Here is a 25,401-nt window from a genome sequence, read left to right as displayed (position 1 = left end):
CTGTCCTGTGACGTTTTTTTCATCGCGCCGCTGCTACGGGCTCCTGGGGTGCCAATGGCGAGGCGGAACAGGAACGGAGACGATCTTGAACCTGTCGCTGCCGGTGCTCGCCGCGCTCACCGCCCTTGTCCTTGTCTGGTTCATTGGCTGCCTTGCCGTGCTTGTTGCCCAGAACAGGCGATGGCAAGGGTCGATGGCGCGTGCGGCTGACGAGCTGGGCCGGGAGCAGCGCCGCGCCGCGCGACTTGCCGCGTTGAACGAGCAGCTTGGCGGAGCGCTGATTTCCTGCGACGCGAACGGTCTCGTGGAAAGCGCCAATGCACAGGCGCGCCAGCTTTTCGGCATGTCGCGGGAGGCGTTTGCCGGGCGGCCGCTTGCCGCCATCTTCCCTGAATTGAGATATGACTGGCCGGCAACCGGCGCGGAAAGCGCCGACGGCGAGGGCGCTGGCGTCAGGCTCGAGACGACGGGCGTGCGGGCGGACGGGTGGTCGTTTCCCGCCGAGATCCGGGTCTCCCGGATTGACGCGTCCGCGTCCGGCGCCAAGGCGCTGCTTGTCACGGACATGACCGGGCAGGTGGCAACGAGCACCCGTTTGCGCGAGGCCCAGATCCGTCTGCGCGATGCCATCGAGGCGCTGCCGGATGCCTTCGTGCTGTATGACGCACAGGACCGCCTGGTCCTGTGTAACCGGCGCTACCGCGAACTCTACACGCTGAGCGGTGCGATCATCCGGCCTGGCATCACGTTCGAGGAGATCATCCGCAAGGGCATCGAGCTCGGCCAGTACGAGGATGCGCGCGACGATCCCGAAGGCTGGCTTGCAGAGCGGCTGCGTCTGCACCGCGAGCCTCCGCATGAGCCGATCGAACAGAAGCTGGGCAATGGCCGCTGGCTGCGGGTTTTCGAGAGGCGGATGCGTGACGGGCAGACGGTGGGTTTTCGCATCGACATCACCGAGCTCAAACGGCGCGAGCAGGCCCTGCGCGTCAGCGAAGGCCGGCTGGCCGGGATCGTCGACGGTGCCCTCGATGCGATCGTGGTGACGGATGGCGAGGGGCTGGTGACCGAGTTCAACCCGGCCGCCGAACGGGTCTTAGGTCGCAAGCGCGAGGCGGTTCTCGGCCGGTCCCTGTGGGAAACGCTTGTTCCCCCGAACCAGCGCGCCGGTTTCGAGACACAGCTTGCCCGGCTTGGCGGTGACACACTGCCCTCTCATGGCGGCGTCAGGTTCGAGATGCCGGCACGGCGCGCCGACGGTGCGGAATTCGCGATGGACGTCGCCGTCAGCCGTGTCGATGGTGCGGACGGGCCGCAATACGTGGCTTTCATGCGAGACATAACCGATGAGCGGGCCAAGACCCTCGCCCTTGAAGACGCGCTGAGCCGGGCTGAGGATGCCGACCGGGCCAAGTCGGATTTCCTGGCGATGATGAGCCACGAGATCCGCACGCCCCTCCACGCTGTCCTTGGCCTGCTCGACCTGATCGCCCATACCGGACTGACGGCACGCCAGCGGGACTATACCCGCACCGCGCAGGACGCGGCCCTTGCCCTGCTGCAGATTCTCAACGACATCCTCGACTTTTCGCGGCTCGAGGCCCGCCGGCTGGAATTCGTGCGCGAGCCGTTCGATCCACGCGCCGTCGTCGAGGCAGTGCGTGCGCTCTTTGCCCCCCAGGCGGCAGAACGACGGCTCGACTTCACCGCCAGCGTCCAGGAGGTCGTTCCCCAGGCCGTGATCGGCGACGCCGGGCGTGTCCGTCAGGTGCTTATCAACCTTGTCGCCAATGCCATGAAGTGGACGGAGGAGGGCAGCGTTTCCATTGACCTGTCGCTTCTTGCGGAGATCTCCGGGGACCCGGGGCCGGCGCGGTTGCGCTTCACGGTGGAAGACACGGGTCCGGGCATAGGCGAGGAGGAAAGGGAGCGGATCTTTTCCCGCTTCACGACCATGCAGGTTGGTGGCGGTGGACGCGTGGAGGGCGTGGGCCTTGGCCTTGCCATCTGCCGTGAACTCGTCGACGGCATGGGCGGCCGGATCGAGGTGGTTCCGGGGGCGGCGGGGCAGGGCAGTCGCTTCCTGGTCGATCTCGACCTTGAGATTGCCAGTGGCGTTGCAAGCGAGGTTGGCGGGCCCGCTGCCTCGCTGGAGGGGCTCCGCGTGGTCCTTGCCGAGGACAATCCGACCAATCGCATGATGGCCGGGGAAATGCTGGTCCGCTGGGGATGCAGCCATGTCGAGGCGACAAGCGGGGAAGCGGTTCTCGACCTGCTCGAGACTGGGCCCTTCGATCTTGTCCTGATGGACCTGTCCATGCCCGAGATGGACGGCGTCGAGGCGACGCGGAGGATCCGTGCAAGCGCTCGCCCCTATGCGGATATTCCCGTTGTCGCGCTGACGGCCCACGCACTGGTCGCCGAACGGGACCGGGCGCTGGCCGCCGGCATGAGCGCCTTTGTCACCAAACCGGTCGATGCCGCCGTCCTGCAGCGGGCGATGGTCGACGCCGTGGCGGGGACCTCTCCCGCGGCGGCAGTGCAAGCCGTTGAAGATGCGACGGAACCCGATTATCTGGCGGACCTTTCCGATGACGTTCGGGCACGGGTGACCGAGCGATGTCGGGTCGATCTGGTCGAGCATGCCGCGAGGCTGGACGCGGCGGGAGGGTCGGCAGAGGCGCTCGGCCGCTCGGCGCATGTGCTGGCGGCGCTGACGGAGACTTTCGGACTGCCGCTGCTGGCACGGCGCGCAAGGCAGGTGGAGGCTGATGTTCTTTCAGGGAGGATTGGTGAGGGCGCGGCGGTCGATACGAACGCCGCCGAGCTTGCGCAGTTGGCGCGCGAGGCCGCTCGCGGTCTTGCATCGAAGTGACCGGGCGACGTCGCGCAACGGGCGAGTTCGATCTGCTGCGACAACCCTGATGCGAAAATTACGTCATTTTGGTCTTGGACTTGTCAAGATTGCATGATCCCCTTCACGCTTCGGGAGCCGGATGGCAGCACGCCAGCCGGGAATCAGATTGCCGGCTTCGGTCCGGCCGCCATTGGGGGGAAGCTCATGCATTCGACTGTCAGGGATCGCGGCTCGCGATTGTTTGCAGGCCTTGCCCTATCGCTGCTCGTTTTCGGCGGCCTGGCATCCATGCCCGCAATCGCCCAGTCGTCCGGGGGAACATCCTCCGGTGAAGAACGGCGGATCGTCACGGTCGACGATGCTGATTACTTCGGCGCCGATTTCCGCACCCTGAAGGATGTCGATCTTGAGGCCTGCAAGGCCGCCTGCCTGGACAGCAACCAGTGCCGCGCCTTCACCTTCAACACCTCCGCCGGATGGTGCTTCCTGAAGTCCGATGTCGGCCGCCTGCAGGCCTTTTCCGGCGCGGTCGCCGGCCGTGTGGTGACCGTCGCCGTGCGCGACGAGGCCACCCGCAAGGCGCGCGAATCCGAAATCTCCTTCCTGCCCGGTTCGCTGACGGAAGAGGCGGGGCGCTACGGCCGCGCCCTGTCGCGCAAGTTCGATGCCGGCGGAGCAACCGCCGGGGCGCTCGAATCCGCCGCCTGGACCTCTCTCGGCGCGAGCCGTTACGAGGACGCGGAACGCAGTTTCGCGCGTGCGCTGACGCTGGATGGCGGGCGTTTCGGCCTCTGGAGCGGCCTTGCCAGCTCGCTGGTCGCCCAAAAGCCCTCCGACTGGCAACGCCGCAACCAGGTCGAGAATGACGGGGCGAGTGCGGCCATCAACGCCTATCTGGCGTCGACCGGCGAAGCCGAACGGGTCGATGCGCTCGATCTTCTGGCCAGCGCCCTTGAGCGCCGCCAGCTCTACAAGCCGGCCATCAAGGCGCTGCGCGCCGGCCTGGAGCTGGACGAGACACCGCTGCGCCGCACCCGCTACGACAAGATGGTGGCCCAGCACGGCTTCCGCATTCTCGACCATCAGGTGGATGCCGACGCGGCCACGCCGAGAATCTGCATCGTGTTCTCAGACACTCTGGCGCGCGCCACCGATTTCTCGCCCTTTGTGCGGGTGACCGGCGAGGGCCCTTATTCGATCGAGAGCGAGGGCGCCCAGATCTGCGTCGACGGCGTGCGTCATGGCGAGCGCTACTCGCTTCTGTTGCGTGAAGGCGTTCCGTCCGCCGATGGCGAGAAACTCGAGAAAACCGCCGACCTCACCGTCTATGTCCGCGACCGCAGCCCGTCAGTGCGCTTTCTCGGCCGCGCCTATGTGCTGCCGGCCGGCGATGGAGCGACGATCCCGGTGATCACCGTCAATACCGCATCGGTGGAGACGGAAATCTATCGCATCGGCGAGCGCGGCCTGGCCGCGGCGCTGCGCGACCAGCGCATCCTGTCCCAGCTCAACAACTACCGCGCCGACCAGATTCGCACCGAATATGGAGAGAAGCTCTGGTCGGGCACGGTGGAGACGCAGCAGCGCCTCAACCAGGATGTGACCACGGCGGTTCCGGTTGCCGATTTCGGTCTGGAAATGAAGCCCGGTGTCTACGCGATGGTGGCACGGGCGAAGGAGGACAGGGAGAACCGCTGGGGCCCGTGGGCCACGCAATGGTTCCTCGTCTCCGATCTCGGCGTCAGCGCCTATACCGGACCGGGCGAGGCGGTGGTCGCGGTGCGTTCGCTCTCCGACGCCTCTGCCGTTGCGGATGCGAGTGTGCGTCTCGTTGCGGTCAACAACGAGGTGCTTGGCGAGACGAAGAGCGACGCCGACGGCTTTGCCCGCTTCGCGCCGGGACTGACGCGTGGCACGGGCGGCAGCGCACCGGCGATGATCGGCGTCGAGACGGCGAGCGGCGACTATGCGTTCCTCGACCTTACCAAGCCCGCCTTCGATCTTTCCGACCGGGGCGTGGAAGGACGCGCCGCGCCGGGTCCGATCGACGTCTTCGCCTGGCTCGACCGGGGCGTCTTCCGGCCTGGAGAGACGGTGCATGCGGGAGCGATGGCACGCGATCCCGCCGCCATGGCCCTTCCCGATCTGCCGTTGACCTTCATCTATGACCGGCCTGACGGTGTCGAACATGCGCGCGTCCAGGTCGGCGAGGCAGGGGCCGGCGGCCGTGCCCACGCGCTGGAGCTGCCTGCCTCCGCCCAGCAGGGAAGCTGGTCCTTGAGGGTCCATGCGGATCCCAAGAGCGCGGCGCTGGCGCAAGTGTCCTTCCTTGTTGAGGATTACCAGCCCGAGCGTGTCGACTTCACGCCGACGGCGGATGCCGAGGCGCTCGATCCGCAAGCGCCGCCGACAGTCTCGCTCGAGGCGAAGTTCCTCTATGGCGCGCCGGCCGGCGGCCAGCGTGTCGAAGGCGATCTCGTCGTCTCGCCCACGCGCAAGAACCCGGCCTTCCCCGGTTACGTGTTCGGCCTTGCCGATGAGCAGGTCTATCCCAACCGCCAGTCGTTGCCCGATGGCACGGTGACCGACGAGACCGGCAAGGCGGATTTTGTCCTGCCCGCACCGCAGCTGGAGCCGACAACGGCCGGCTACGAGGCGAAGGTGGTTGTGCGCGTGGTCGAGGCGGGCGGGCGCTATGTCGAGCGTGGCCTGGACCTGCCGGTTCTGGCCGATGGCCCGCGCATTGGCGTCAAGCCTGGCTTCGATGGTGGCCTTGGCGAGGGTGGTCCCGCGAATTTCGAGATTGTCGCCATTGACCGGTCCGGTGCTCGCATGGCCGCGAACGACGTTTTGTGGACGCTTTCGAAGGTCGAGACCCGCTACCAGTGGTACCGCTCCGACAACCGTTGGTCGTTCGAGCCGGTGACAACGAGCAAGCGTGTCGCCAATGGCGAGATCGCCATTGAGGCCGGGCAATCGGCCATGCTGTCGGTTCCCGTCGAATGGGGGCGCTACAGGCTGGAACTGGTGATGAACGGGCCCGAGCCTGCCGCCACCAGCACCACCTTCAGCGCCGGCTGGTATGCCTCGGCCTCCTCCTCGCAAACGCCGGACGTCCTTGAGGTCGGCCTCGACAAGGAGGCCTACCGCGTCGGCGATACGGCGAAGCTGCGCCTGAAGCCGCGGTTCGACGGGATTGCGCTTGTCCAGGTGATGGGCGACAGGCTGATCGAGAGCCGGGTTGTCGAGGTTGCCGAGGGTGAAAGCGATATCGACCTCACCGTTACCGATGACTGGGGCAATGGTGCCTATGTCACCGCGACCCTGCTTCGACCGATGGACCTGGAGGCCAAGCGCATGCCCTCGCGCGCGCTCGGCCTGCAATGGCTTGCCGTCGACCCGGGCGAGCGTCGCCACAGCGTCGTGCTTGATGCGCCCGACACGATGCGACCGCGCACGACGATGGAGGTCGGGGTGCAGATTACCGGCCAGCCGGCCGGCAAGCCCGCCTTCCTGACGATTGCCGCCGTCGATGTCGGTATCCTCAACCTGACGCGATTCAAGACGCCCGATCCCGATGGCTGGTATTTCGGCCAGCGCCGGCTGGGCATGGAGATCCGCGACTATTACGGCGAATTGATCGACCGCACCGTGGGCGACCGGGGGCTGGTCCGCTCCGGCGGCGATGGCACCGGCCTGTCCCTGGCGGCCCCGCCGCCGCAGGAGGCGCCGATGGCGCTCTTCTCGGGCGTTGTCGAGACGGATGCCGACGGAAAGGCCACGGTTTCCTTCGAAGTGCCCGACTTCAACGGGACAGTCCGCCTCATGGCCGTCGCATGGAGCGAGAACGGTGTTGGCCACGCGGAACGCGAGGTGGTTGTGCGCGATCCCGTGGTGGTAACGGCGACCCTGCCGCGCTTCCTGGCTCCGGATGACAGCTCGCGCCTGCTGGTCGAGATCGACAATGTCGAGGGACCGGCCGGCGACTACGTGCTTCAGGCGGAGATTGACGGGCCGCTTTCCCTGGATCTCGACGACATTTCGGGGAAGGTCACTCTGGCGGCCGGCGAACGGCGCTCGCTTCGCTTCCCGGTGACGGCGAATGGCACGCCAGGCAACGCAACGCTCGCCCTGACACTGGCCGGTCCGGACGGACCGGTGGCGGAGAAGTCGCTGGCGCTCGGCATTCGCGACACGATGCCGCCGATCTCGCGGCGGTCCTTCGTGACGCTGGCGCCCGGTGCCGGCCTGACCCTCGATGCCGACACACTGGCCGGGATCGTGCCGCAGACGGCAAGCCTGACGGTGGCGGCCGGAGGTGCCGCGCGCATCGACATTCCGGGCCTGCTCGCCGCACTCGACCGTTATCCCTACGGCTGTACCGAACAGACCACGAGCCGGGCGTTGCCCTTGCTTTATTTGAACGAACTGGCCGTCGTCAGCGGACTTGAGACCGACAACGCGGCGCGCGAGCGGGTCGAAACCGCGATCCGCCGAGTGCTGGGGAACCAGAATTCGAGCGGATCCTTCGGCCTGTGGTCCAGTTTCGGCAATCAGGATCCCTGGCTCGACGCCTATGTGGCGGATTTCCTGATCCGGGCGCGCGAACGCGATTACGATGTGCCGCGCATCGCGCTGGAAAGTGCTCTCGACAATCTCGAGAACCGCATTTCCTACGCTTCGGACTTCGACGACGGCGGCGAGGGGATCGCCTACGGGCTCTATGTGCTGGCGACCGCCGGACGGGCCTCGGTCGGCGACCTGCGCTACTACGCAGATGTCAGGCTTTCAGCATTCGGATCGGCCCTGGCCAAGGCACAGGTGGGCGCGGCGCTGTCGATCTACGGCGAGACGGAACGTGCCGGACGGGTCTTCAAGGCTGCCGTTGCAGATGTCGGCAGGCCGGAGACGACCGGCTATCGCGGTGACTACGGGACTGCGTTGCGCGATGCGGCGGGCGTGCTTGCCTATGTCACCCGTGCCGGCGCGACGAGCGTTGATGCGATGCAACTCGCCCGCGATGTCGCCAACCGGCAGGATGCGGCCGACTACCTGTCGACGCAAGACATGGCCTGGCTTCTTGTTGCCGGCCATGAATTGCAGCAGAAGGCCGACGACGCGAGCTTCGCAGTCGATGGGCAGGTCGCCAGCGGCCGCCTTGACCGCAGGCTTTCCGGCACGGGCATCGCGGCGACGCCGGTGCGCATCGAGAATCGCGGCGACAAGCCGGCCGATGTGGTGCTGACAGTTGCCGGACGGCCGGTCGAGCCCGAACCCGCGGGCGGCAACGGCTACCGCATCACCCGGGCCTTCTACGATCTCGATGGCAACGAGTTGTCCGCCGGAACGCTGGGTTTCAACACCCGCATTGCCGTGGTGCTGACAGTGACGCGCGAGCGGCCGGGCAAGGGGCGCATGCTGGTCGTCGACCGGCTGCCGGCGGGCCTTGTCATCGACAACCCGCGCCTGGTGCGCTCCGGCGATATCGGCGCGCTCGACTGGCTGTCGACTGTCGACAATCCCGATCATGTCGAGTTCCGGGACGACCGCTTCGTCGCGGCCGTTGACGAGACCCAGCGGAACGCCGACGTGCTCACCTTCGCCTATCTGGCGCGGGCGGCCCTGCCAGGCAGCTTTGTCCATCCGCCGGCGACGGTGGAGGACATGTATCGCCCGGATCTCAGCGCGCGTACGGCGACGGGTCGTATCGAGGTGCTCGGACCATTGCGCTAGCGGAGCAGGTGGCAGATGGAACCGGCCGGTGACAGGGCTGCGGGCCTTGCGAGGCGCATGATCCGCCATTGGCGCTGGCTTGCCTTCATCGTTCTGGCCATTCCGGTGGCCGCGGCCGGCGCGCTTGCCTATGGCGTGCTGACTGTCGACCGGCAGGCACTTCTCGCTCCCGTGGAGATGTCGCGCATCGTCACGGATCGCGATGGCACGCTGCTGCGCGCGTTCCAGACGGGCGATGACCGTTGGCGACTGCCGCTTGACCCCGAAACGGTCGATCCGCTCTATCTGCGGATGCTGCTCGCCTATGAGGACCGGCGTTACCACGAGCACTACGGTGTCGACCCGCGCGCCGTGCTGCGCGCCGGGGCACAGGCTCTGTCACGGGGGCGGATCGTTTCGGGCGCCTCGACGCTGACCATGCAGACGGCGCGGCTGGTCATGGAGGAGCCCACCCGCTCGCTGGCGATGAAATGGCGTCAGGTGGTGAGCGCGCTTGCGCTTGAGCGGGAACTCGACAAGCGCGATATCCTCTCCCTCTATCTCGCCCGCGCTCCCTTCGGAGGCAATATCGAGGGTGTGCGGGCGGCAAGCCTCGCCTGGTTCGGCAAGGAGCCGGCGCGCCTCACGCCGGCGCAGGCGGCCCTGCTCGTGGCGCTGCCGCAGTCTCCCGAGGCGCGCCGCCCCGACCGCGACGCGATAGCCGCCCGCGCGGCGCGCGACAGGGTGCTGGCGGTGATGGAAGAGCAAGGCGTGCTCGATCGCGGGACGGTGGCCGCCGCCCGGCGCGAACCAGTGCCGACGCGCCGCCGGCCGGCGCCGATGCTGGCGCCCCACGCGACACGGCAGGCATTGGCGCGAAGCGGCGGGGCGCCCGAGGTTCGCCTGACGCTTGATGCCGGACTGCAGGCGCGGCTCGAGGCGATGGTTTCCGAGCGCGCCGCGCGGCTGGGGCGCAATGTCTCCGTCGCGCTGCTGGTCGCCGATCACGGCAATGGCGAGATCCTCGCGCATGTCGGTTCCGCCGGCCTTCTCGACGAGGCGCGGCGCGGCCATGTCGACATGACGGGCGCAATCCGTTCGCCCGGATCGACGCTGAAACCGCTGATCTACGGCCTTGCCTTCGAGGAGGGTATCGCCCATCCCGACAGCCTGATCGAGGACCGGCCGACGACGCTGTCCGGCTACAGCCCGACCAATTTCGACCTCGCCTTCCAGGGCACGGTACGGGTACGGCAGGCGCTCACCGCTTCGCTGAACGTGCCGGCCGTCGCGCTGCTCGACGCGGTCGGCGTCTCCCGGTTCGTTGCCAGGCTCCGCCGCGCCGGGACCGACCCCAGGTTCCCCGAAGGCGAGGCGCCGGGACTGGCGGCTGCGCTTGGCGGATTCGGCCTGACACTGCGCGATCTGGTCCAGCTCTATGCCGGACTTGCCCGCGGTGGCCGCCCGGTCGTTCTGCGCGAGACCTTCGGGACGGACGCGCACAACCGCCCGGGGCCGGATGCCGGCGCGGTCCTGTCTGCCGGGGCGGCGTGGCGGATCGGTGAGATCCTCTCGGAAGTGCCGCCACCCGACACCGCCAACGGGGAGGGCATCGCCTACAAGACCGGAACGTCCTACGGCTATCGTGATGCCTGGGCCATCGGCTATGACGGCCGCCACGTCGTCGGCGTCTGGGTGGGCCGGGCCGATGGCACGCCGGTTCCGGGCATCACCGGCTATCAGTCCGCGACCCCGATCCTGTTCGATGCCTTCCAGCGGGTTGGTGCGAAGCGCACCCCGCTGCCGCGTGCTCCGCGCGGGCTCGAGGCGGAGCGAGACCAGGTGCCGGCAGCGCTGCACTATGCGCGCACGGCGACGCGGCAGGACGGCTTGCGCGCCGCTCCGGGCCCGGAAATCTTCTATCCGCCCGACGGGGCGACGGTCGATCTGGGCTTGTCCGACGCCCCCGGAGCGAGCCCTGCCATGCCCCTGGTGATCAAGGCAAGGCGCGGTCGGGCGCCGTTCCTATGGCTTGCCAACGGCGCGCCGGTTGCAAGCGGCCCCTTCGCGACCGCGCTCACCTGGGTGCCGGACGGGCCGGGTGCCTCCGTGATTTCCGTGATCGACGCCGACGGCAACGCTGCGCGCATCACCCTGACCATTCGCTGAGTGTCAGCGCAGGTCCGAAGCGAACCCGGCGATCGCCTCCTGGGTCGGCACGTCCCACAGCAGCGGCGCATGGCCTTCATCCGCAACGACATGCAGCCGGGCGCCGGGATGGCGCTCGCCCATCGCGGCGAAGGTCTCGGCACTGAGGATATCCGACAAGGCGCCGCGGATGGCCAGCAAGGGGACGGCGGAGATGGCCTCGAAGACCGGCCGGAAATCCGGCATCTCCGTTTCCTCGTCGATCTCGCCGAGCGTGTTGGCGAGCCGCGCGTCGTAGTCGAGAAGCAAACCCTCCGCCGCCTCGCTGTAGAGCTGGCCGGCGAAGCGCCGCCAGCCGGCATTGTCGAGTGCGGGAAACTGGCCTGAAAGCGCGTCCTTGAGCCGTTCCGCCGCTTCGTTCCAGTCGCGTGCCGCCATGCGCCGGCCGATGGCGCCGGAGAGGCGGCGTAACCCTGCGCGCTCGATGGTCGGACCTATGTCGTTGAGGACGAGGCCGGCAACGCGCTGGGGCGCACGCCATGCGAGCAGCATCCCGTGCAGCCCGCCGCGCGAGGTGCCGACGACGACGGCACGCGCCAGCCCGAGCGCGTCGAGCCCGGCGTCGATGTCGGCGGCTTCCTGCTCGATCGAATAGGTGCGCCAGTCGGGATGCCGCCCCGAGCCGCCGCGCCCGCGATAGTCCATCGCCACGACACGGTGGCCGCGCGCGGCAAGCGTTTCGGCAAGCGCCCCGAAATCTCTGGCGTTGCGCGACAGGCCGGCAAGGCACAGCACATCCGGCTTGCGCAAAGCGGCGGACGACGGTGGCCAGACCGTTGCCGAAAGCTCCAGCCCGTCATTGCTCGGCCAGGTTTCCTGTTGCGGCCGCGAAGGAGGCGCCGCCTTCGCGCCGGCACCGCCATCCGGGGTGGCATCCCCGCGTTCGTCCGTCATTGTGCTGTGTGTCCCCCATCAGTCCCCTGGCAATGATAGGCAAGCCGGCGGCGGCTGCAAACCGGGTTCGAGCCGCTTTTCCTGCCCGTGGCGTCGCGTGTTGCGTCGTCTGCCGGTGCCGACTATTGTGCGCCACCCGGATGCACCATCCGGCCCATGCCACACTCCAAGAGGACCGCCATGTTCAAGGGATCCATCCCCGCACTCGTCACGCCGTTTCGCAACGGGACCGTGGACGAGAAAGCGTTTCAGGAGTTCGTGGACTGGCAGATAAAAGAGGGCAGCCACGGGCTGGTTCCCGTCGGCACCACCGGCGAGAGTCCGACGCTGACCCATGACGAGCACAAGCGCGTCATCGAGCTGTGCATCGAGGCCAATGCCGGCCGCGTGCCGGTGATGGCCGGCGCCGGCTCCAACAACACGGTCGAGGCAATCGATTTCGCCACCCATGCCGAGAAGGCGGGGGCGGACGCGCTGCTGATCGTGACGCCTTATTACAACAAGCCGAACCAGGCCGGTCTGCTGGCTCACTACCGCGCGATCGACGCGGCGGTCGGCATTCCGATCTACATCTACAATATCCCCGGCCGTTCGGTGATCGACATGCAGCCGGAGACGATGGCGGAGCTGTTCCGCACCTCGCGCAACATCAAGGGCGTCAAGGACGCGACGGCGAACATGTCGCGCGCCAGCCGCCAGCGCGAAGTCTGCGGGCCGGATTTCGTTCAGCTCTCCGGCGAGGACATCACCGCGCTCGGCTTCAACGCCCATGGCGGAACCGGCTGCATCTCGGTGACGGCGAATGTCGCGCCCGGCCTGTGCTCGCAGTTCCAGGAGGCCATGCTCGGCGGCGACTACGCCACCGCGCTGACCATCCAGGACAGGCTGGCCCCGCTTCACAACGCGCTCTTCATCGAGCCGAACCCGACGGGCGCGAAATACGCCCTGTCGCTGCTCGGCAAGCTGGAGGACGAGTTGCGCCTGCCCTTGGTGCCGGTCTCCGACACGACGAAGGTCGCGATCCGCGATGCGATGACGCATGCGGGCCTGCTCAACTGACAAGGACAGACGGTTTGCGGGGAGGCGGATGACGCCTTCCCGCGCCGCAACCGAACATGGCATCAAAACGCCCCGCCGACAGCAACCGCAAGATCATCGCGGACAATCGCAAGGCCCGGTTCAACTACGAGATCGAGGACACGCTGGAAGCGGGGATCGAGCTCAAGGGGACCGAGGTCAAGGCCCTGCGCGAGGGCAAGTCGATGATTGCGGAAAGCTACGCCAGCCAGGAGGGCGGCGAGTTCTGGCTGATAAATTCCTATATTCCGGAATACCTGCAGGCCAACCGCTTCAATCATGAGCCGCGCCGCAAGCGCAAGCTGCTGCTGCACAAGCGCGAGATGGCAAAGCTCGCTTTGGCCGTGCACAAGGACGGCAAGACCATTGTCCCGTTGAAGCTCTACTTCAACGACAAGGGGCGGGCGAAGGTCGAACTGGCCCTTGCCCGCGGCAAGAAACTGCATGACAAGCGCGAGACCGAGCGCCAGCGCGACTGGGGCCGCGAAAAGGCGCGCCTGTTGAAAACCGCGGGATAAGTTCTGGATAACCACTGGAGGGAGTGTGGGCGAATCGGAACGTCGTTCGACGTTTGTTCGCTCGCCTTCTACTTGAACTTTTTAATCCAATAGATTCTGAAATATGGATAAATTCATTTTTCAGTGATGGAGCGCAACAGCTCCCGCCGCGCCCCATCTATGGGCGTCGGCCGCCTTGTGGATCGGTCGACCTGCACATGCACGAAACGCCCCTGGGCGCTTGCACGGGTTTCTTCGCCGGCAAACAGGGCGATCTCGTAGGTGACAGATGAACCGCCGAGCCGCTCGACCCGGATTCCGGCCCGGACCGTGCCGGGGAAAGTCAGTTCCGAGAAATAGGCGCATTGTGTCTCGACGACGAGGAACACCGTTTCGGAGGCGCGCGGGTCGAGCACGCCTTCCTCGATCAGCCAGCCGTTCACGGCCGTGTCGAAATAGCTCAGATACTCGACATTGTTGACGTGGCCATAGATGTCGACATCCATCCAGCGGGTCGGGATTTCGCGGAAGAGGCGGAAATCGTCACGCGTCAGCGGCAAGGGGCGGGGCATTCTCGATCTCGCTCGGCTCGGCCGGGAAGGCAGGGGTGAGTGGACGACACCCATGGTGTTGTCTTCGACAATGGAGGGCCCGAAACAGCTTTCACGAGAAAAGTTTGGAAAGCTGGCGGTCCATTGTCCGGTGGGGAATACCTTCGCTTGTCAGGAATGCTGAGATGACCTCCTCGGGGGCTTCGTCGCCATCTCCACTGGTGAATTCAAGCGCCAGAAGCGTCAGAGTGTCGTTTTCCGGCCTGGTGGCAGCCTTGGGGAGACGGCGCAGGAGCGCCTGTCGCAAGGTCTCGACCTCATCCGCAGAAACAATGATCTGCGTTTCTCTTTCGCTGCCGCTGCTGCGGACCCGGATGTCACCGTTGCTTTCGTGCACGGCCTCCGTCATTGACCAGGCTCCGTCATGGGAACGCAGCTCTGCCCTGTGAAGGATCACGTGCGCGGCCATGCTGCCGATAGCGATACGCGTCAGGTCATCGTCATCGGGATAGCGGAGGGCGGAGTTTTTCGGCTCCTCGCGTATCAGTTCGCCATCGACCTCGACAGCGCTCACGAATGAGAGGCCGTACTGGGTGCCGAGGCTCAGGACGGCCCTGAAATGCGCTGCTTCCTCGTTGTTTGCGGCGTTTTCCGCCGCGGCGATCCGCTCCTCGCAGGCCCACAGGAACCCGTTGCACAGCGCGCCGCCGGCGTCCTCGCGCAGGCGGAGAAAGTCTCGCCACACAGCGCCATTGACGACAAAGACGAGATCAGGGCGGAGGTCGCGCATGGCCCTCTCCTTACAGCGTGCGCCGGCCGAACGTGTTGGAGCGCGGGAAGCCGTTCGGGGGCAGGCGGCCTGCCTGCGCTCGGTCGCCGCGCCAGTCGGTCAGCTCCTCCAGCTTGCGGGTGAAGCTGCGGCCGGAGGAATCGGTCCAGGTCAGTCCGTCTTCGCCCTTGAAGACAATGACATCCGAAACGCCGCCGTCGCGGTAGCGCTGCAGGCGCACGCCGCGTCCGCGCGTCATCTCGGCGACCTGCGCCAGCGGGAAGACGAGGAGCTTGCGATTGCGACCGATGATGGCGACATGGTCACCTTCGGCGGCAACGCAGAGCCTTGCCTCGCCCGGCGCCGTGACATTGAGCACCTGCTTGCCTTTGCGGGTGTTGGCGGTGACGTCGGCCTCGCTGACGAGGAAACCGCGCGCCTCGTCGGAGACGACAAGCAGCTTGCGGTCGCCGCGATAGACGAAGACATCGATGACGTCCTGTCCTTCCTCCATGTCGACCATCAGCCGCACAGGCTCGCCATGGCCGCGGCCGCCCGGCAGCTTGTCGGCGCCCAGCGTGAAGAACTTGCCGCCGGTGGTGAAGACGACGAGCTTGTCAGTCGTCTCGGCGAAAAGCGAGAGCTTGAGCGCGTCATCCTGCTTGAAGGCGAGCGAGGTGAGATCCTGCTGGTGGCCCTTGAGTGCCCGGATCCAGCCCTTCTGCGAGACGATGACGGTGATCGGCTCCTTCTCGATCATCGCCTGGTGGATGTCGACGACATCGTGCTCGGGCGCATCGCCAAAGGTGGTGCGCCGCCGTCCGAGCGGCGTTTCCGGACCATAGGCCTTGGCGATCTCGCCGATCTGCTTGCCGATCCGCGTCCATTGACGCGCATCCGAACCGAGCAGGACAAGGAGTTCGTCGCGCTCGGCGGTGAGCTTGTCGTGCTCCTTGCGGATCTCGATTTCCTCGAGCTTGCGCAGCGAGCGCAGCCGCATGTTGAGGATCGCCTCGGCCTGTACTTCGGTAAGGTCGAAGGCGGCCTTCAGCGAGGCCTTGGCATCATCCTCCTCACGGATGATGCGGATCACCTCGTCGAGGTTGAGATAGGCGATCAGGTAGCCGCCGAGCACTTCCAGCCGGTGCTCGATCTGGGCGAGCCGGTGCTGCGAGCGGCGAACCAGAACGTCCTTGCGGTGCTCCAGCCATTCCGCCAGCACCTGCTTCAGGCCCATCACCATGGGGATGCGCCCGCCCGACAGGACGTTCATGTTGAGCGAGAAACGGTTCTCCAGGTCGGTGAGCCGGAACAGCGATTCCATCAGCAGCGCCGCATCGACATTCTTGCTGCGCGGAATGAGGACGAGGCGCACGTCCTCGGCGGACTCGTCGCGCACGTCGTCAAGCAGCGGCAGCTTGCGAGCCTGCAGCAACTCGGCGATCTTCTCGATCAGCCGTGATTTCTGCACCTGATAGGGGATCTCGGTGACCACCACCTGCCAGGTGCCCCGGCCCAGATCCTCGACCTCCCAGCGGGCGCGCACGCGAAACCCGCCGCGCCCCGTCTCGTAGGCTTCCAGGAAGGCGGCATCGTTGCGCACAAGCAGGCCGCCGGTCGGGAAGTCCGGCCCTTGCACGAATTGCAAGAGGTCGGCCGTCGAGGCGTCCGGTGTCTTGATCAGGTGCTGGGCGGCGGCGCAAAGCTCGCCGATATTGTGTGGCGGGATCGAGGTCGCCATGCCGACCGCGATGCCTGCCGCGCCGTTGGCGAGCAGGTTGGGGAAGCCGCCGGGCAGCACCACCGGCTCCTTGTCGAGCCCGTCATAGGTCTCGCGGAAGTCGACGGTGTCTTCGTCGAGCCCGTCGAGCGTGCGCATGGCGATGTCGGTGAGGCGGGCTTCCGTGTAGCGCATGGCCGCGGCGCTGTCGCCGTCGATATTGCCGAAATTGCCCTGGCCGTCGACCATCGGGTAGCGCACGGCGAAGTCCTGGGCGAGGCGCACCAGCGCGTCGTAGATCGCCTGGTCGCCATGCGGGTGGTATTTGCCCATGACGTCGCCGACGACGCGGGCGCATTTCTTGAAACCGGCATTGGGGTCGAGCTTCAACAGCCGCATCGCGTAGAGCAGGCGCCGGTGCACCGGCTTCAGTCCGTCGCGCACGTCCGGCAGCGCCCGATGCGTGATCGTCGACAGCGCGTAGGAGAGGTAGCGCTCCTCAAGCGCGGAACGTAGGTCGATCGGTTCGATGCCACCGGGCGGAATCAGGTCTTTTCCCATGGCTATTGGCTACAGGTATTCGCGCGCTTGCGCAACGCATGCAACGCTACGGATGGCAGTTTTCCGCCGCTTTGGCGCGGTTACAGCGACCGTTTGACCGCCTGCAGGAAACCATCGCGTGCCGGCGAGACGGGGATCTGGCGCGGCGCCAGCACATGCCGGTCGAGAAAATAGCCCGTCAGGCGAAACGCGGCGTCCATCTGACTGGCGTCTAGGCCTGCCAGTTCGCGCTCGTCGGCGACGACCTCCGCGGCGTGTTCCGCGCGCACGCCGAGGAAGGCGGGCAGAGCCAGGAGCTTTGCAGCGTAGGGAAGACCGGCTTCCCGGCAGACCGCGCGCCCCGATTTCGGCGAGACATAGACGAGATCCTCGTGCGTGCCGGTCGCCGCGCATTCACCGAGGTCGAGGCCGAAGCCGAGCTCGGCCAGCATCTGCAGCTCGAAATGCACCATCAGCGCGCCGGCGATGGCCGGATCGCCGAGATGGGCCAGCACCGTCTCCAGACCATCGTGAAGCTGCGGATGCGGGTCGCGTTCGGGCAGCAGATGGAGGAGGGCGGCAAGCGCCTGGATGCCGTAGACGCCGGTGGGGCTCGCCATCAGCCCGGCGGCGCGCATCTCCAGCGGTTCGACGGTGAACAGGCCGAGATGATTGTCGAGCCGCGCCCGCCAGGTCAGTCGGGCACCGTTGCCCGGCTGCAGGGCAGCCTGCATCTTGCGGCTGCGACCGCCGCGCACGAGGCCCAGATGCCGACCGCGCTCGCGCGTCATCACCTCGAGGATCAGGCTGGTCTCGCCGTGCTTCCTCGTCGCCAGGATGATGCCGTCGGCGCTCCATTCCATCTCGGTCGCGGTTCTCGTTGCCAGTAGGGCAGGGACAGGAGCAAGAACTACCCGAGACAAACGGGTGATGCCAAGAGGGGCAATCAGACGAAGCCGTGAGCGATGCCGGCCGGTAGAGGGTATTGCTCGGGCTCTTACTTCTCGTGGGGCAGTTTCATGAACAAGGGCGCACGCATCATCAAGTCCATATTGTTCCTCTCTTTTTTACTGCCGAAAAAAGCCAAACGAACAAATCCCAGCCAGCCGCACGCCATGAACCAAGCAACAAATTCAGAAAGTCCATAGATCATAACTCGTGATGTCTCGGTGAGATGATCCGATGAATTGTAATTTTCATAATTCAATACAGGTATGGATGAGAGGGAAAAGAAATGAAACGCTATAGATGCGACTGTTATTAAAATCCAGAACCTAAATGGCATTATGAATACGCCAGTGGGTCGGAGGAATCGAATCGAAAACAGAACAAACCAGCAACAAATTGTTATGGTGATGCTCATGCAGAAGAAAAACTTCAGAGTGGAGGTGTCCGTGGTTCCAAGTAAATCTTTCGGCGCGTTGGATATTTGGTAAATAAATTCAAATATAGATTTTCCGAAAAATATATTCGATGATAAATCAAATATAAAAATTAGTGATATGAAGCATAGTAAGATCCGGATAAGAAATGAAAATGGACTTTGGGGTGGTGGTGTTTCCATTTTTGCTCTCCCGCGAGTCTCTGAAGATGTGTGATCTCCAGAGACTGGCTGTAGGATTCGTGCCCCCTACCTCGGGAACTCCAGGCCCATCTCGCGGTAGCGCTCCGGATCGTCGGACCAGTTCTCGCGCACCTTGACGAAGAGGAAGAGATGCACCGGGCAGCCGGCGGCCTCGGCGATCTCGGCACGGGCGGCCTGGGAGATCGACTTGATCGTGCGTCCGCCCTGGCCGAGGACGATCACCTTCTGGCTGTCGCGCTCCACATAGATGGTCTGCTCGATACGCACCGAGCCGTCCTTGCGCTCCTGCCAGGCTTCGGTCTCGACCGTCGACATGTAGGGCAGTTCCTGGTGCAGGCGCAGGAACAGCTTCTCGCGGGTGATCTCGGCCGCCAGCATGCGCATCGGCAGGTCCGAGGCCTGGTCCTCCGGGTAGAGCCAGGGACCGGGGGGAACGGTTTGGGCAAGATAACCCATCAGGTCGTCGAGACCGTAGCCCTTGGCGGCAGAGACCATGAAGGTCTGGTCGAAGGGCGCGCGCGCATTGGCGTTGGCGGCAAGTTCGAGCAGCGTTTCGCGCTGGGTGATGTCGATCTTGTTGAGCACCAGCACCTTCGGCAGGCGTACATCCGCCAGCCGGTCGAGGATCGCCTCGGCCTGCTCGTCGATGCCCCTCTTGGCGTCGATCAGGAGCACGACCACATCCGCCTCGCGCGCGCCGCCCCAGGCGGTGTCGACCATGGCCCGTTCCAACCGCCGCTTGGGCCGGAAGATGCCCGGCGTGTCGACGAAGACGATCTGGGAGGCATCCTGCATGGCGATGCCGCGCACCAGGGCGCGCGTCGTCTGCACCTTGTGGGTGACGATCGACACCTTGACGCCGACCAGCGCGTTGAGAAGCGTCGACTTGCCCGCGTTGGGGGCGCCGATCAGAGCGACGAAACCGGCGCGGGTGGCAGTCCCGCTGTCGTCGCCGGAGGGGCCACCGATGCGGGCCACGCCGGGCTCGATGCCGGTAGGGGTGTCGTCGTCTTGCGCGTTCACGTGTCGTCTTTCTCTGTCAGAAGTCCCTCGCGCAGCAAGGCGGCTTCCGCCGCACGCTGTTCCGCGATGCGTTTCGAGCCACCGGCGCCCTGCGCCGGTTCGTAGCCCTCGATATCGACACGAACGGTGAAGCTCGGCGCATGGTCCGGCCCGCTTCGTTCGGTCATCGTGTAGCGCGGGGCGGGCTTGCCGCGTCCCTGTGCCCATTCCTGCAGCATCGTCTTGGGATCCCGCAGCGGGCCGGAATAGCTCGTCATGCGCGGTCCCCAGAGCCGCTCGATCAGATTCTGCGCCGCTTCCAGCCCGCCGTCCAGATAAACCGCCGCGATCACCGCCTCGCAGACATCGGCGAGGATTGCGGTCTTGCGCTTGCCGCCGGTCTGCGCCTCGCTGTCACCCAGAAGCACGGCATCGCCCAGTTCCAGGTCGCGTGCGACCTCGGCACAGGTCTCGCGGCGCACGAGCTGGTTGAGGCGGCGGGCAAGCTCGCCCTCGTCGGCCTTCGGAAAGGCCTTGTGCAGCATGGTGGCGATGGCAAGGCCGAGGACGCGATCGCCCAGGAACTCCAGTCTCTGGTAGCTGGCGTCCGGGCCGCCGCTGCGCGCCGTGGCGCTGCCATGGGTCAAGGCCCGCGACAGGAGTTCCCTGTCGTCAAATGTGTGGCCGAGGCGCGTCTGCAGTCGCGCCTCGGCTTTTTTCTGCCCGTCGGATGTCATGATGCCAGTCTGCCCCGATCGCCGTTGCGGATCAAAGCATCCGGAACAGGCGGCTGCCGCGCACCGTCCACGGCCACTTCCAGAACATCCAGGCGGAGGCATCCTCGTCGACGGAGAAGAACAGCATCTCGGCCCGGCCGACGAAATTCTCGAACGGCACATAGCCGACCGCCGAAAGCACGCGGCTGTCGGTGGAGTTGTCGCGGTTGTCGCCCATCATGAAATAGTGGCCGGGCGGCACCTTGTAGACGCCGGTATTGTCCCAGGTGCCGCGTGTCGTCAGGTCGAGCGTGTCGTAGGAAACGCCGTTCGGCAGCGTCTCGCGGAAGCGGGGCACGCGGCGGACATTGCCGAACGTGTCGGTGGAGATGAAGTCGTCGATGCGGGTGCGCTCGACCGCGGTGCCGTTGATGTGCAGAACGCCGTCGATCATCTGGATCTCGTCGCCCGGCAGGCCGATGACACGCTTGATGTAGTCGATGGAATTGTCGCGCGGCAGCTTGAACACTGCGACATCGCCGCGCTCGGGCTCTTCCGCCCAGACGCGGCCCTCTATCGGCATCAGGCCGTAGGGAAACGAATAGCGCGAATAACCGTAGCTGTATTTCGAGACGAACAGGTAATCGCCGATCAGCAGCGTGTCCATCATCGATCCCGAAGGGATGTTGAACGGCTGGAAGAACAGCGTCCGCACGACGAGGGCGAGCAACAGCGCCTGCACAAGTACCTTGACGGTCTCGTAGAGGCCGCCATCCTTGCTCTTCTTTTCTTCAGACACGCTCATTGCATCCTTCGTGGTGGTCGCCGCGGCGGGGGCCGGTGCATCTCGATATGCAACGCCGGCCGGGACTGTGGCGCAGTGCCATGCTCACCGGCCGTTCGTTCCAGTGGGCCCGGGAGGGGGATTCCGCCGGATATTCTTGGCTTGTACCGGCTCGCCCTTGCAGACGCAACGCAAACGCGCACCGGCTGGTTCCGGACTGACGGCGTCGTCAGTCGTGCTCCATCGGGTCGGCGAGCGCCTGCGGCCAGTCCTCCGGCCAGGCGCTGATGACGACGAAGGCCTGGGCGAGCGGATCGTCGTCGGTGATTGTCAGGTCGATGCGCGCCACGAAGCCCGGCGGTACCAGTCGCTGCAGCCGGGCGGCGGCCGATCCGGCAAGTCGCATGGTCGGCTTGCCGGAGGGCAGGTTGACCACCCCCATCTCGCGCCAGGCGACGCCCATCCTGATGCCCGATCCAAGCGCCTTGGAGCAGGCTTCCTTGGCGGCGAAACGCTTGGCATAGGAGGCTGCTCGCATGCGTCGGCGGTCGGACTTGGCCCGCTCCTCCTCGGTGAAGACGCGCTTGACGAACCGCTCGCCGAAGCGTTCCAGCGTCTTCTCGATGCGGCGGATATCGATCAGGTCCGAGCCGATGCCGACGATCATCCGGCGGCCTCCGGGGCCCGTGCCGTCCCCCGACGAGCCTCGTCCATGCACCGGCGCATCTCGCGGATGGCGGCTTCAAGGCCGATGAAGATCGCCTCGCCGACAAGGAAGTGGCCGATGTTGAGCTCGGCCAGCTCGGGTATGACGGCGATGTCGCCGACCGTGTCGAAGGCAAGCCCGTGGCCGGCATGGACTTCCAGCCCCAGCGAGGCTCCGTAGGCCGCCGCCTTGCGGATGCGCGCAAGTTCCGTCCGCGCTCCGTCCATGTCGCCGTCATTGCGGAGATCGCAATAGCGGCCCGTATGCAGTTCCACGACCGGCGCGCCGAGCGAGACGGCCGCCTCGAGCTGCCTCTCGTCCGCCTCGATGAACAGCGACACCCGGCTGCCGTTCTCCGCAAGGGCGGTGACCACCGGCTTCAGGTGATTGTGCTGGCCGCGCGCGTCGAGGCCGCCCTCGGTCGTGCGTTCCTCACGCTTCTCGGGAACGATGCATGCTGCGTGCGGACGCGCTTTCAGAGCGATGGCCAGCATTTCCTCCGTCGCCGCCATCTCGAAGTTGAGCGGCAGGTCGAGCTCCCGGGAAAGCCGCTCGATATCGGCATCGGAAATGTGCCGCCTGTCCTCCCGCAGATGCGCGGTGATGCCGTCGGCGCCCGCCTGAGCCGCGAGATGGGCTGCGCGAACGGGATCGGGAAAGCGGCCGCCGCGTGCATTACGGATCGTGGCGACGTGGTCGATATTGACGCCGAGACGCAGGCGTTGAGATGTCATGCGGAAGCTCCCGGGGTGACGCAGGCTGGGACGCGAGAACGAAACGTCCCCAATATGGGGCAGTCCGGGCGCCCGCTTCAACGGCAAAGCGGACGCGGCGCGTCGTCACGTGTCCGTGTCGGCATCCGCGTCCGGCTGCGTGCGCGCGGCAAAGCGCATCCGGCGCGTGGCGATCTTCGCCCGGCGCGAACGCTGGTAGGCACGCACGCTGTAGAAGACGAGGAAATAGAAGAACGTTCCCACGGCGATGCCGAGCGGTACCGAGCCAAGCAGCATCGGCTTGATCAGCGGCAGGATCACATCGAGCGATTTCTCGAAGAAGCCGCCGCCCAGATGCCGGTCGATCGTTCCATGATCGAGCGTCTTCGCCTCTCCGTAGATGAGCAGCGAACCGATCTTGTAGGTGAATGCCCAGATGAAGGGGAAGGTGAGGGGATTGCCGACGGCGGTCCCCAGCGCGGCGGCCAGCATGTTGCCACCGATCAGGAAGGCGACGACGAAGCTCAGGAGAAAATGGAAGCCGATGAAGGGCGTCATAGAGGCGAAGGCGCCGGCGGCAAACCCCAGCGCGATGGCGTTCGGGCTGGCGGTCAGCCGCAACACGCGTTTCGAGAAATAGCGGGCCGAACGGGCAAAGCTGTGACGCGGCCAGACTGCCACACGCAGGCGCTCCAGGTGGCTCGGCTTGTCACGGCGTTTGAAAAGCATGCGGGCTCTTGTCTTCGATTCCTGCGGCGGCCACCCGCCTGGTGCAAAGTTGCGCTGCCGGAAGCGGACCCGGCCGATGCCGGGGTTCTAGCCGATTTCCCGTGTCACGCTCGATACATTCGTCTTTGCCCGCAGCTGGTTCATGATGCGGGTCAGGTGCTTCAGATCCCATACCTCAAGATCGATAAGGATTTCGTGAAAATCCGCTGCCCTGCGCAGCATTTTCAGATTGTCGATGTTTCCGTCCAGTTCGGCGATCGTCGCGGCGATCGTCGCCAGGGACCCCGGCTCGTTGAGGGCGGAAACGTTGATTCTGGCGGGAAAGCGCTCACGATGCTCCCCGCTCATGTCCCAGCGCACATCGAGCCAGCGGTCCGTCTCGTCCTCGAACGCCTGCAGCGCGGGGGACTGAATCGGATAGATGGTGACGCCGATGCCCGGCGTCAGGATGCCGACGATTCTGTCGCCGGGCACGGCGCCGCCGTCGGGCGCGAAGGAAACCGGCAGATCGCCGGCAAGGCCGCGAATCGGCAAGGGTCGCGAGAGGTCTGCATCCTCGTCGCTCTCCGGGATCCTGAACTTCATGCCGCTTCCGGCCTCAAGGTCGAACCAGCCGTCCTCAGGGGCATGCGCGGCATTGGGCAGCCGGTCGTCGCGATAGTCCGGATAGAGCGTTGCCACGATCTCGTGGGCACGGATTTCACCGCGTCCGACGGCCGCCAGGAGGTCGCCGACGGCGGTGAAGCCGAGCGGCGACAAGGCACTGCCGAGGCGGTCGTCGTTGAACGCATGGCCGGCCCGCTGGAACGCACGTTCCAGGATGTGCCGGCCGAGCGAGCCGTATTGCTGGCGGGCGCTTTCGCGTGTCGCCCGGCGAATGGCCGCGCGTGCCTTGCCGGTGACTGCGATCGACTCCCATGCCGGCGGCGGCGTCTGCGCCTGGCTGCGCACGATGTCGACCTCGTCGCCGTTCCTGAGCTCGGTGACCAGCGGCATGATCTGGCCGTTGATCTTCGCGCCGACGCAGGTGTTGCCGATATCGGTATGGACCGCATAGGCGAAATCGATAGGCGTCGCGCCGCGCGGCAGGGCGATCAGGCGTCCCTTCGGGGTGAAGCAGAAGACCTGGTCGTGGAACAGCTCCAGCTTGGTATTCTCCAGGAACTCTTCCGGTGTGTCGCCCTGCGACAGCAACTCGATAGTGCGCCGCAGCCATTCATAGGCGCGGCTTTCCTCGTTCAGCTTGTTGACGTTGCGCCCGCCAAGCTCGCCGTCCTTGTAGAGCGCGTGGGCGGCGATGCCGTATTCGGCCACCCGGTCCATGGACGTCGTGCGGATCTGCAACTCGACCCGTTGCCGACTCGGCCCCACGACCGTTGTGTGGATGGAGCGGTAGTCGTTCTGCTTGGGCGTCGACAGGTAGTCCTTGAAGCGCCCCGGGACGGCCGGCCAGGTCGTGTGAACGACCCCGAGCACCCGGTAGCAGGCCTCGACCGTGCCGACCACGACGCGGAAGCCGTAGATGTCGGACAGTTGCTCGAAGGCAATCGACTTCGACTGCATCTTGCGGAAGATCGAGTGGGGTCGTTTCTCGCGGCCGCGCACGAGTGCGGCGATGCCGCGCTCCTCGAGCCGCGACATCAGGTCGTGCTCGATGTCGAAGATGAGGCTCTTGTTTTTCTCCTCGAGCGCACCGAGGCGCTCCGTGATCGCCGCATAGGCGTCGGGATTGAGCGTCCTGAAGGCGATGTCCTCCAGTTCCTCGCGCATGTCATGCATGCCCATGCGCCCGGCGAGCGGCGCATAGATCTCCATGGTCTCTTCGGCGATGCGTCCGCGCTTGTGCTCGGGCATGTGATGGAGCGTGCGCATGTTGTGCAGGCGGTCGGCCAGCTTGACCAGCAGCACGCGCACGTCGTCGGCGATGGCGAGCAGAAGCTTGCGGAAGTTCTCGGCCTGTTTCGCCCGTTTGGAGGCAAGGTCCAGGCGCTTGATCTTGGTCAGCCCGTCGACGAGCTTGCCGATTTCCGGACCGAACAGCCGGTCGATCTCGTCGCGCGTCGCCGAGGTGTCCTCGATCGTGTCGTGCAGGAGGGCAACGGCGATGGTTGCGTCATCGAGACGCAGGTCCGTGAGGATCGCAGCCACTTCGAGGGGATGCGAGAAATACGGGTCACCCGAGGCACGCATCTGGGTGCCATGCTTCTGCATGGCATAGACATAGGCCTTGTTGAGCAGCGCCTCGTCGGCGTTCGGATTGAAACGCTGGACGCGTTCGACCAGCTCGTATTGCCGCATCATCGCGGAAACGCCTCACACATCGGTGCGGCCGCCGCTACGC

General features: G+C 65.8%; 17 protein-coding genes. 5 read left to right on the top strand and 12 right to left on the bottom strand.

Translation table 11 applies throughout. From position 1 onward, the window contains the following. Positions 1 to 85: 85 nt before the first annotated feature. The 3 genes from RBB46_RS04240 to pbpC all read left to right on the top strand — a co-directional run bounded on the left by RBB46_RS04240 (position 86) and on the right by pbpC (position 10,738). The gene (locus RBB46_RS04240; protein WP_306027633.1) at positions 86 to 2,875 is read left to right on the top strand and encodes a PAS domain S-box protein; all 2,790 of its coding nucleotides are present in this window, start codon (positions 86 to 88) and stop codon (positions 2,873 to 2,875) included. A gap of 186 nt (positions 2,876 to 3,061) precedes the next feature. After that, positions 3,062 to 8,590, top strand: coding sequence for an alpha-2-macroglobulin family protein (locus RBB46_RS04235; protein ID WP_306027632.1), 5,529 nt, complete (start codon positions 3,062 to 3,064; stop codon positions 8,588 to 8,590). Positions 8,591 to 8,605: 15 nt separating this feature from the next. Continuing rightward, complete coding sequence (gene pbpC, locus RBB46_RS04230; protein ID WP_306027631.1) at positions 8,606 to 10,738, top strand: penicillin-binding protein 1C; 2,133 nt, start codon at positions 8,606 to 8,608, stop codon at positions 10,736 to 10,738. 3 nt (positions 10,739 to 10,741) lie between these two features. Here pbpC and RBB46_RS04225 read toward each other — a convergent pair whose 3' ends face one another. Then, positions 10,742 to 11,671, bottom strand: a complete 930-nt coding sequence (locus RBB46_RS04225; protein WP_306027630.1) for an alpha/beta fold hydrolase — start codon at positions 11,669 to 11,671, stop codon at positions 10,742 to 10,744. A gap of 180 nt (positions 11,672 to 11,851) precedes the next feature. Between RBB46_RS04225 and dapA the strand changes: the two genes are divergently transcribed. Beyond that, on the top strand, positions 11,852 to 12,730 hold the full coding sequence (gene dapA / locus RBB46_RS04220) for a 4-hydroxy-tetrahydrodipicolinate synthase (protein ID WP_306027629.1): 879 nt from the start codon (positions 11,852 to 11,854) through the stop codon (positions 12,728 to 12,730). A 56-nt stretch (positions 12,731 to 12,786) separates the two neighbouring features. Continuing rightward, the gene (smpB, locus tag RBB46_RS04215; protein WP_306027628.1) at positions 12,787 to 13,266 is read left to right on the top strand and encodes an SsrA-binding protein SmpB; all 480 of its coding nucleotides are present in this window, start codon (positions 12,787 to 12,789) and stop codon (positions 13,264 to 13,266) included. A 113-nt stretch (positions 13,267 to 13,379) separates the two neighbouring features. On the opposite strand, the gene RBB46_RS04210 is transcribed toward smpB, so the two are convergent. The 11 genes from RBB46_RS04210 to RBB46_RS04160 form a co-directional block, all read right to left on the bottom strand. Then, the gene (locus RBB46_RS04210) at positions 13,380 to 13,817 is read right to left on the bottom strand and encodes a thioesterase family protein (protein WP_306027627.1); all 438 of its coding nucleotides are present in this window, start codon (positions 13,815 to 13,817) and stop codon (positions 13,380 to 13,382) included. A 91-nt stretch (positions 13,818 to 13,908) separates the two neighbouring features. Further along, positions 13,909 to 14,586 carry a hypothetical protein gene (locus RBB46_RS04205; RefSeq protein ID WP_306027626.1) on the bottom strand — a complete coding sequence of 226 codons (678 nt, stop codon included), beginning with the start codon at positions 14,584 to 14,586 and terminating at the stop codon, positions 13,909 to 13,911. A 10-nt stretch (positions 14,587 to 14,596) separates the two neighbouring features. Continuing rightward, complete coding sequence (parC, locus tag RBB46_RS04200) at positions 14,597 to 16,846, bottom strand: DNA topoisomerase IV subunit A (RefSeq protein WP_306027625.1); 2,250 nt, start codon at positions 16,844 to 16,846, stop codon at positions 14,597 to 14,599. An 80-nt stretch (positions 16,847 to 16,926) separates the two neighbouring features. Beyond that, positions 16,927 to 17,688 carry a DNA repair protein RecO gene (gene recO / locus RBB46_RS04195; protein ID WP_306027624.1) on the bottom strand — a complete coding sequence of 254 codons (762 nt, stop codon included), beginning with the start codon at positions 17,686 to 17,688 and terminating at the stop codon, positions 16,927 to 16,929. A 767-nt stretch (positions 17,689 to 18,455) separates the two neighbouring features. Further along, on the bottom strand, positions 18,456 to 19,388 hold the full coding sequence (gene era, locus RBB46_RS04190; RefSeq protein ID WP_306027728.1) for a GTPase Era: 933 nt from the start codon (positions 19,386 to 19,388) through the stop codon (positions 18,456 to 18,458). A gap of 41 nt (positions 19,389 to 19,429) precedes the next feature. Next, positions 19,430 to 20,149 carry a ribonuclease III gene (gene rnc / locus RBB46_RS04185; RefSeq protein WP_306027623.1) on the bottom strand — a complete coding sequence of 240 codons (720 nt, stop codon included), beginning with the start codon at positions 20,147 to 20,149 and terminating at the stop codon, positions 19,430 to 19,432. A gap of 31 nt (positions 20,150 to 20,180) precedes the next feature. Further along, positions 20,181 to 20,933: a signal peptidase I gene (gene lepB, locus RBB46_RS04180; protein WP_306027622.1), complete on the bottom strand. Its 753-nt coding sequence runs from the start codon at positions 20,931 to 20,933 to the stop codon at positions 20,181 to 20,183. 208 nt (positions 20,934 to 21,141) lie between these two features. Beyond that, on the bottom strand, positions 21,142 to 21,579 hold the full coding sequence (gene acpS / locus RBB46_RS04175) for a holo-ACP synthase (protein ID WP_306027621.1): 438 nt from the start codon (positions 21,577 to 21,579) through the stop codon (positions 21,142 to 21,144). After that, a complete protein-coding gene (locus tag RBB46_RS04170) occupies positions 21,576 to 22,352 on the bottom strand; it encodes a pyridoxine 5'-phosphate synthase (RefSeq protein WP_306027620.1) in 777 nt (258 codons plus the stop codon). Before RBB46_RS04170 ends, acpS begins: the two co-directional genes overlap by 4 nt. A 105-nt stretch (positions 22,353 to 22,457) precedes the next feature. Then, the gene (locus RBB46_RS04165) at positions 22,458 to 23,060 is read right to left on the bottom strand and encodes a DUF2062 domain-containing protein (protein WP_306027619.1); all 603 of its coding nucleotides are present in this window, start codon (positions 23,058 to 23,060) and stop codon (positions 22,458 to 22,460) included. Between the two features lie 87 nt (positions 23,061 to 23,147). After that, positions 23,148 to 25,361 (bottom strand): bifunctional (p)ppGpp synthetase/guanosine-3',5'-bis(diphosphate) 3'-pyrophosphohydrolase, encoded by a 2,214-nt coding sequence (locus RBB46_RS04160; protein ID WP_306027618.1) that lies wholly within the window; start codon positions 25,359 to 25,361, stop codon positions 23,148 to 23,150. Positions 25,362 to 25,401: the final 40 nt, after the last annotated feature.

Origin of the sequence: Stappia sp. MMSF_3263, assembly GCF_030733745.1 — a bacterium.
Taxonomy (GTDB): domain Bacteria; phylum Pseudomonadota; class Alphaproteobacteria; order Rhizobiales; family Stappiaceae; genus Stappia.
Note: the sequence above shows the minus strand (reverse complement) of the source record. Positions and strands in the feature narration are given on the sequence as shown.

Excerpts from the sequence above, each read along its gene's own strand:
- RBB46_RS04235 (WP_306027632.1), top strand. The coding sequence starts at position 3,062 with ATGCATTCGACTGTCAGGGATCGCGGCTCGCGATTGTTTGCAGGCCTT.
- pbpC (WP_306027631.1), top strand. The coding sequence starts at position 8,606 with ATGGAACCGGCCGGTGACAGGGCTGCGGGCCTTGCGAGGCGCATGATC.
- RBB46_RS04225 (WP_306027630.1), bottom strand. The coding sequence starts at position 11,671 with ATGACGGACGAACGCGGGGATGCCACCCCGGATGGCGGTGCCGGCGCG.
- dapA (WP_306027629.1), top strand. The coding sequence starts at position 11,852 with ATGTTCAAGGGATCCATCCCCGCACTCGTCACGCCGTTTCGCAACGGG.
- smpB (WP_306027628.1), top strand. The coding sequence starts at position 12,787 with ATGGCATCAAAACGCCCCGCCGACAGCAACCGCAAGATCATCGCGGAC.
- RBB46_RS04210 (WP_306027627.1), bottom strand. The coding sequence starts at position 13,817 with ATGCCCCGCCCCTTGCCGCTGACGCGTGACGATTTCCGCCTCTTCCGC.
- RBB46_RS04205 (WP_306027626.1), bottom strand. The coding sequence starts at position 14,586 with ATGCGCGACCTCCGCCCTGATCTCGTCTTTGTCGTCAATGGCGCTGTG.
- parC (WP_306027625.1), bottom strand. The coding sequence starts at position 16,846 with ATGGGAAAAGACCTGATTCCGCCCGGTGGCATCGAACCGATCGACCTA.
- recO (WP_306027624.1), bottom strand. The coding sequence starts at position 17,688 with ATGGAATGGAGCGCCGACGGCATCATCCTGGCGACGAGGAAGCACGGC.
- rnc (WP_306027623.1), bottom strand. The coding sequence starts at position 20,149 with ATGACATCCGACGGGCAGAAAAAAGCCGAGGCGCGACTGCAGACGCGC.
- lepB (WP_306027622.1), bottom strand. The coding sequence starts at position 20,933 with ATGAGCGTGTCTGAAGAAAAGAAGAGCAAGGATGGCGGCCTCTACGAG.
- acpS (WP_306027621.1), bottom strand. The coding sequence starts at position 21,579 with ATGATCGTCGGCATCGGCTCGGACCTGATCGATATCCGCCGCATCGAG.
- RBB46_RS04170 (WP_306027620.1), bottom strand. The coding sequence starts at position 22,352 with ATGACATCTCAACGCCTGCGTCTCGGCGTCAATATCGACCACGTCGCC.
- RBB46_RS04165 (WP_306027619.1), bottom strand. The coding sequence starts at position 23,060 with ATGCTTTTCAAACGCCGTGACAAGCCGAGCCACCTGGAGCGCCTGCGT.
- RBB46_RS04160 (WP_306027618.1), bottom strand. The coding sequence starts at position 25,361 with ATGATGCGGCAATACGAGCTGGTCGAACGCGTCCAGCGTTTCAATCCG.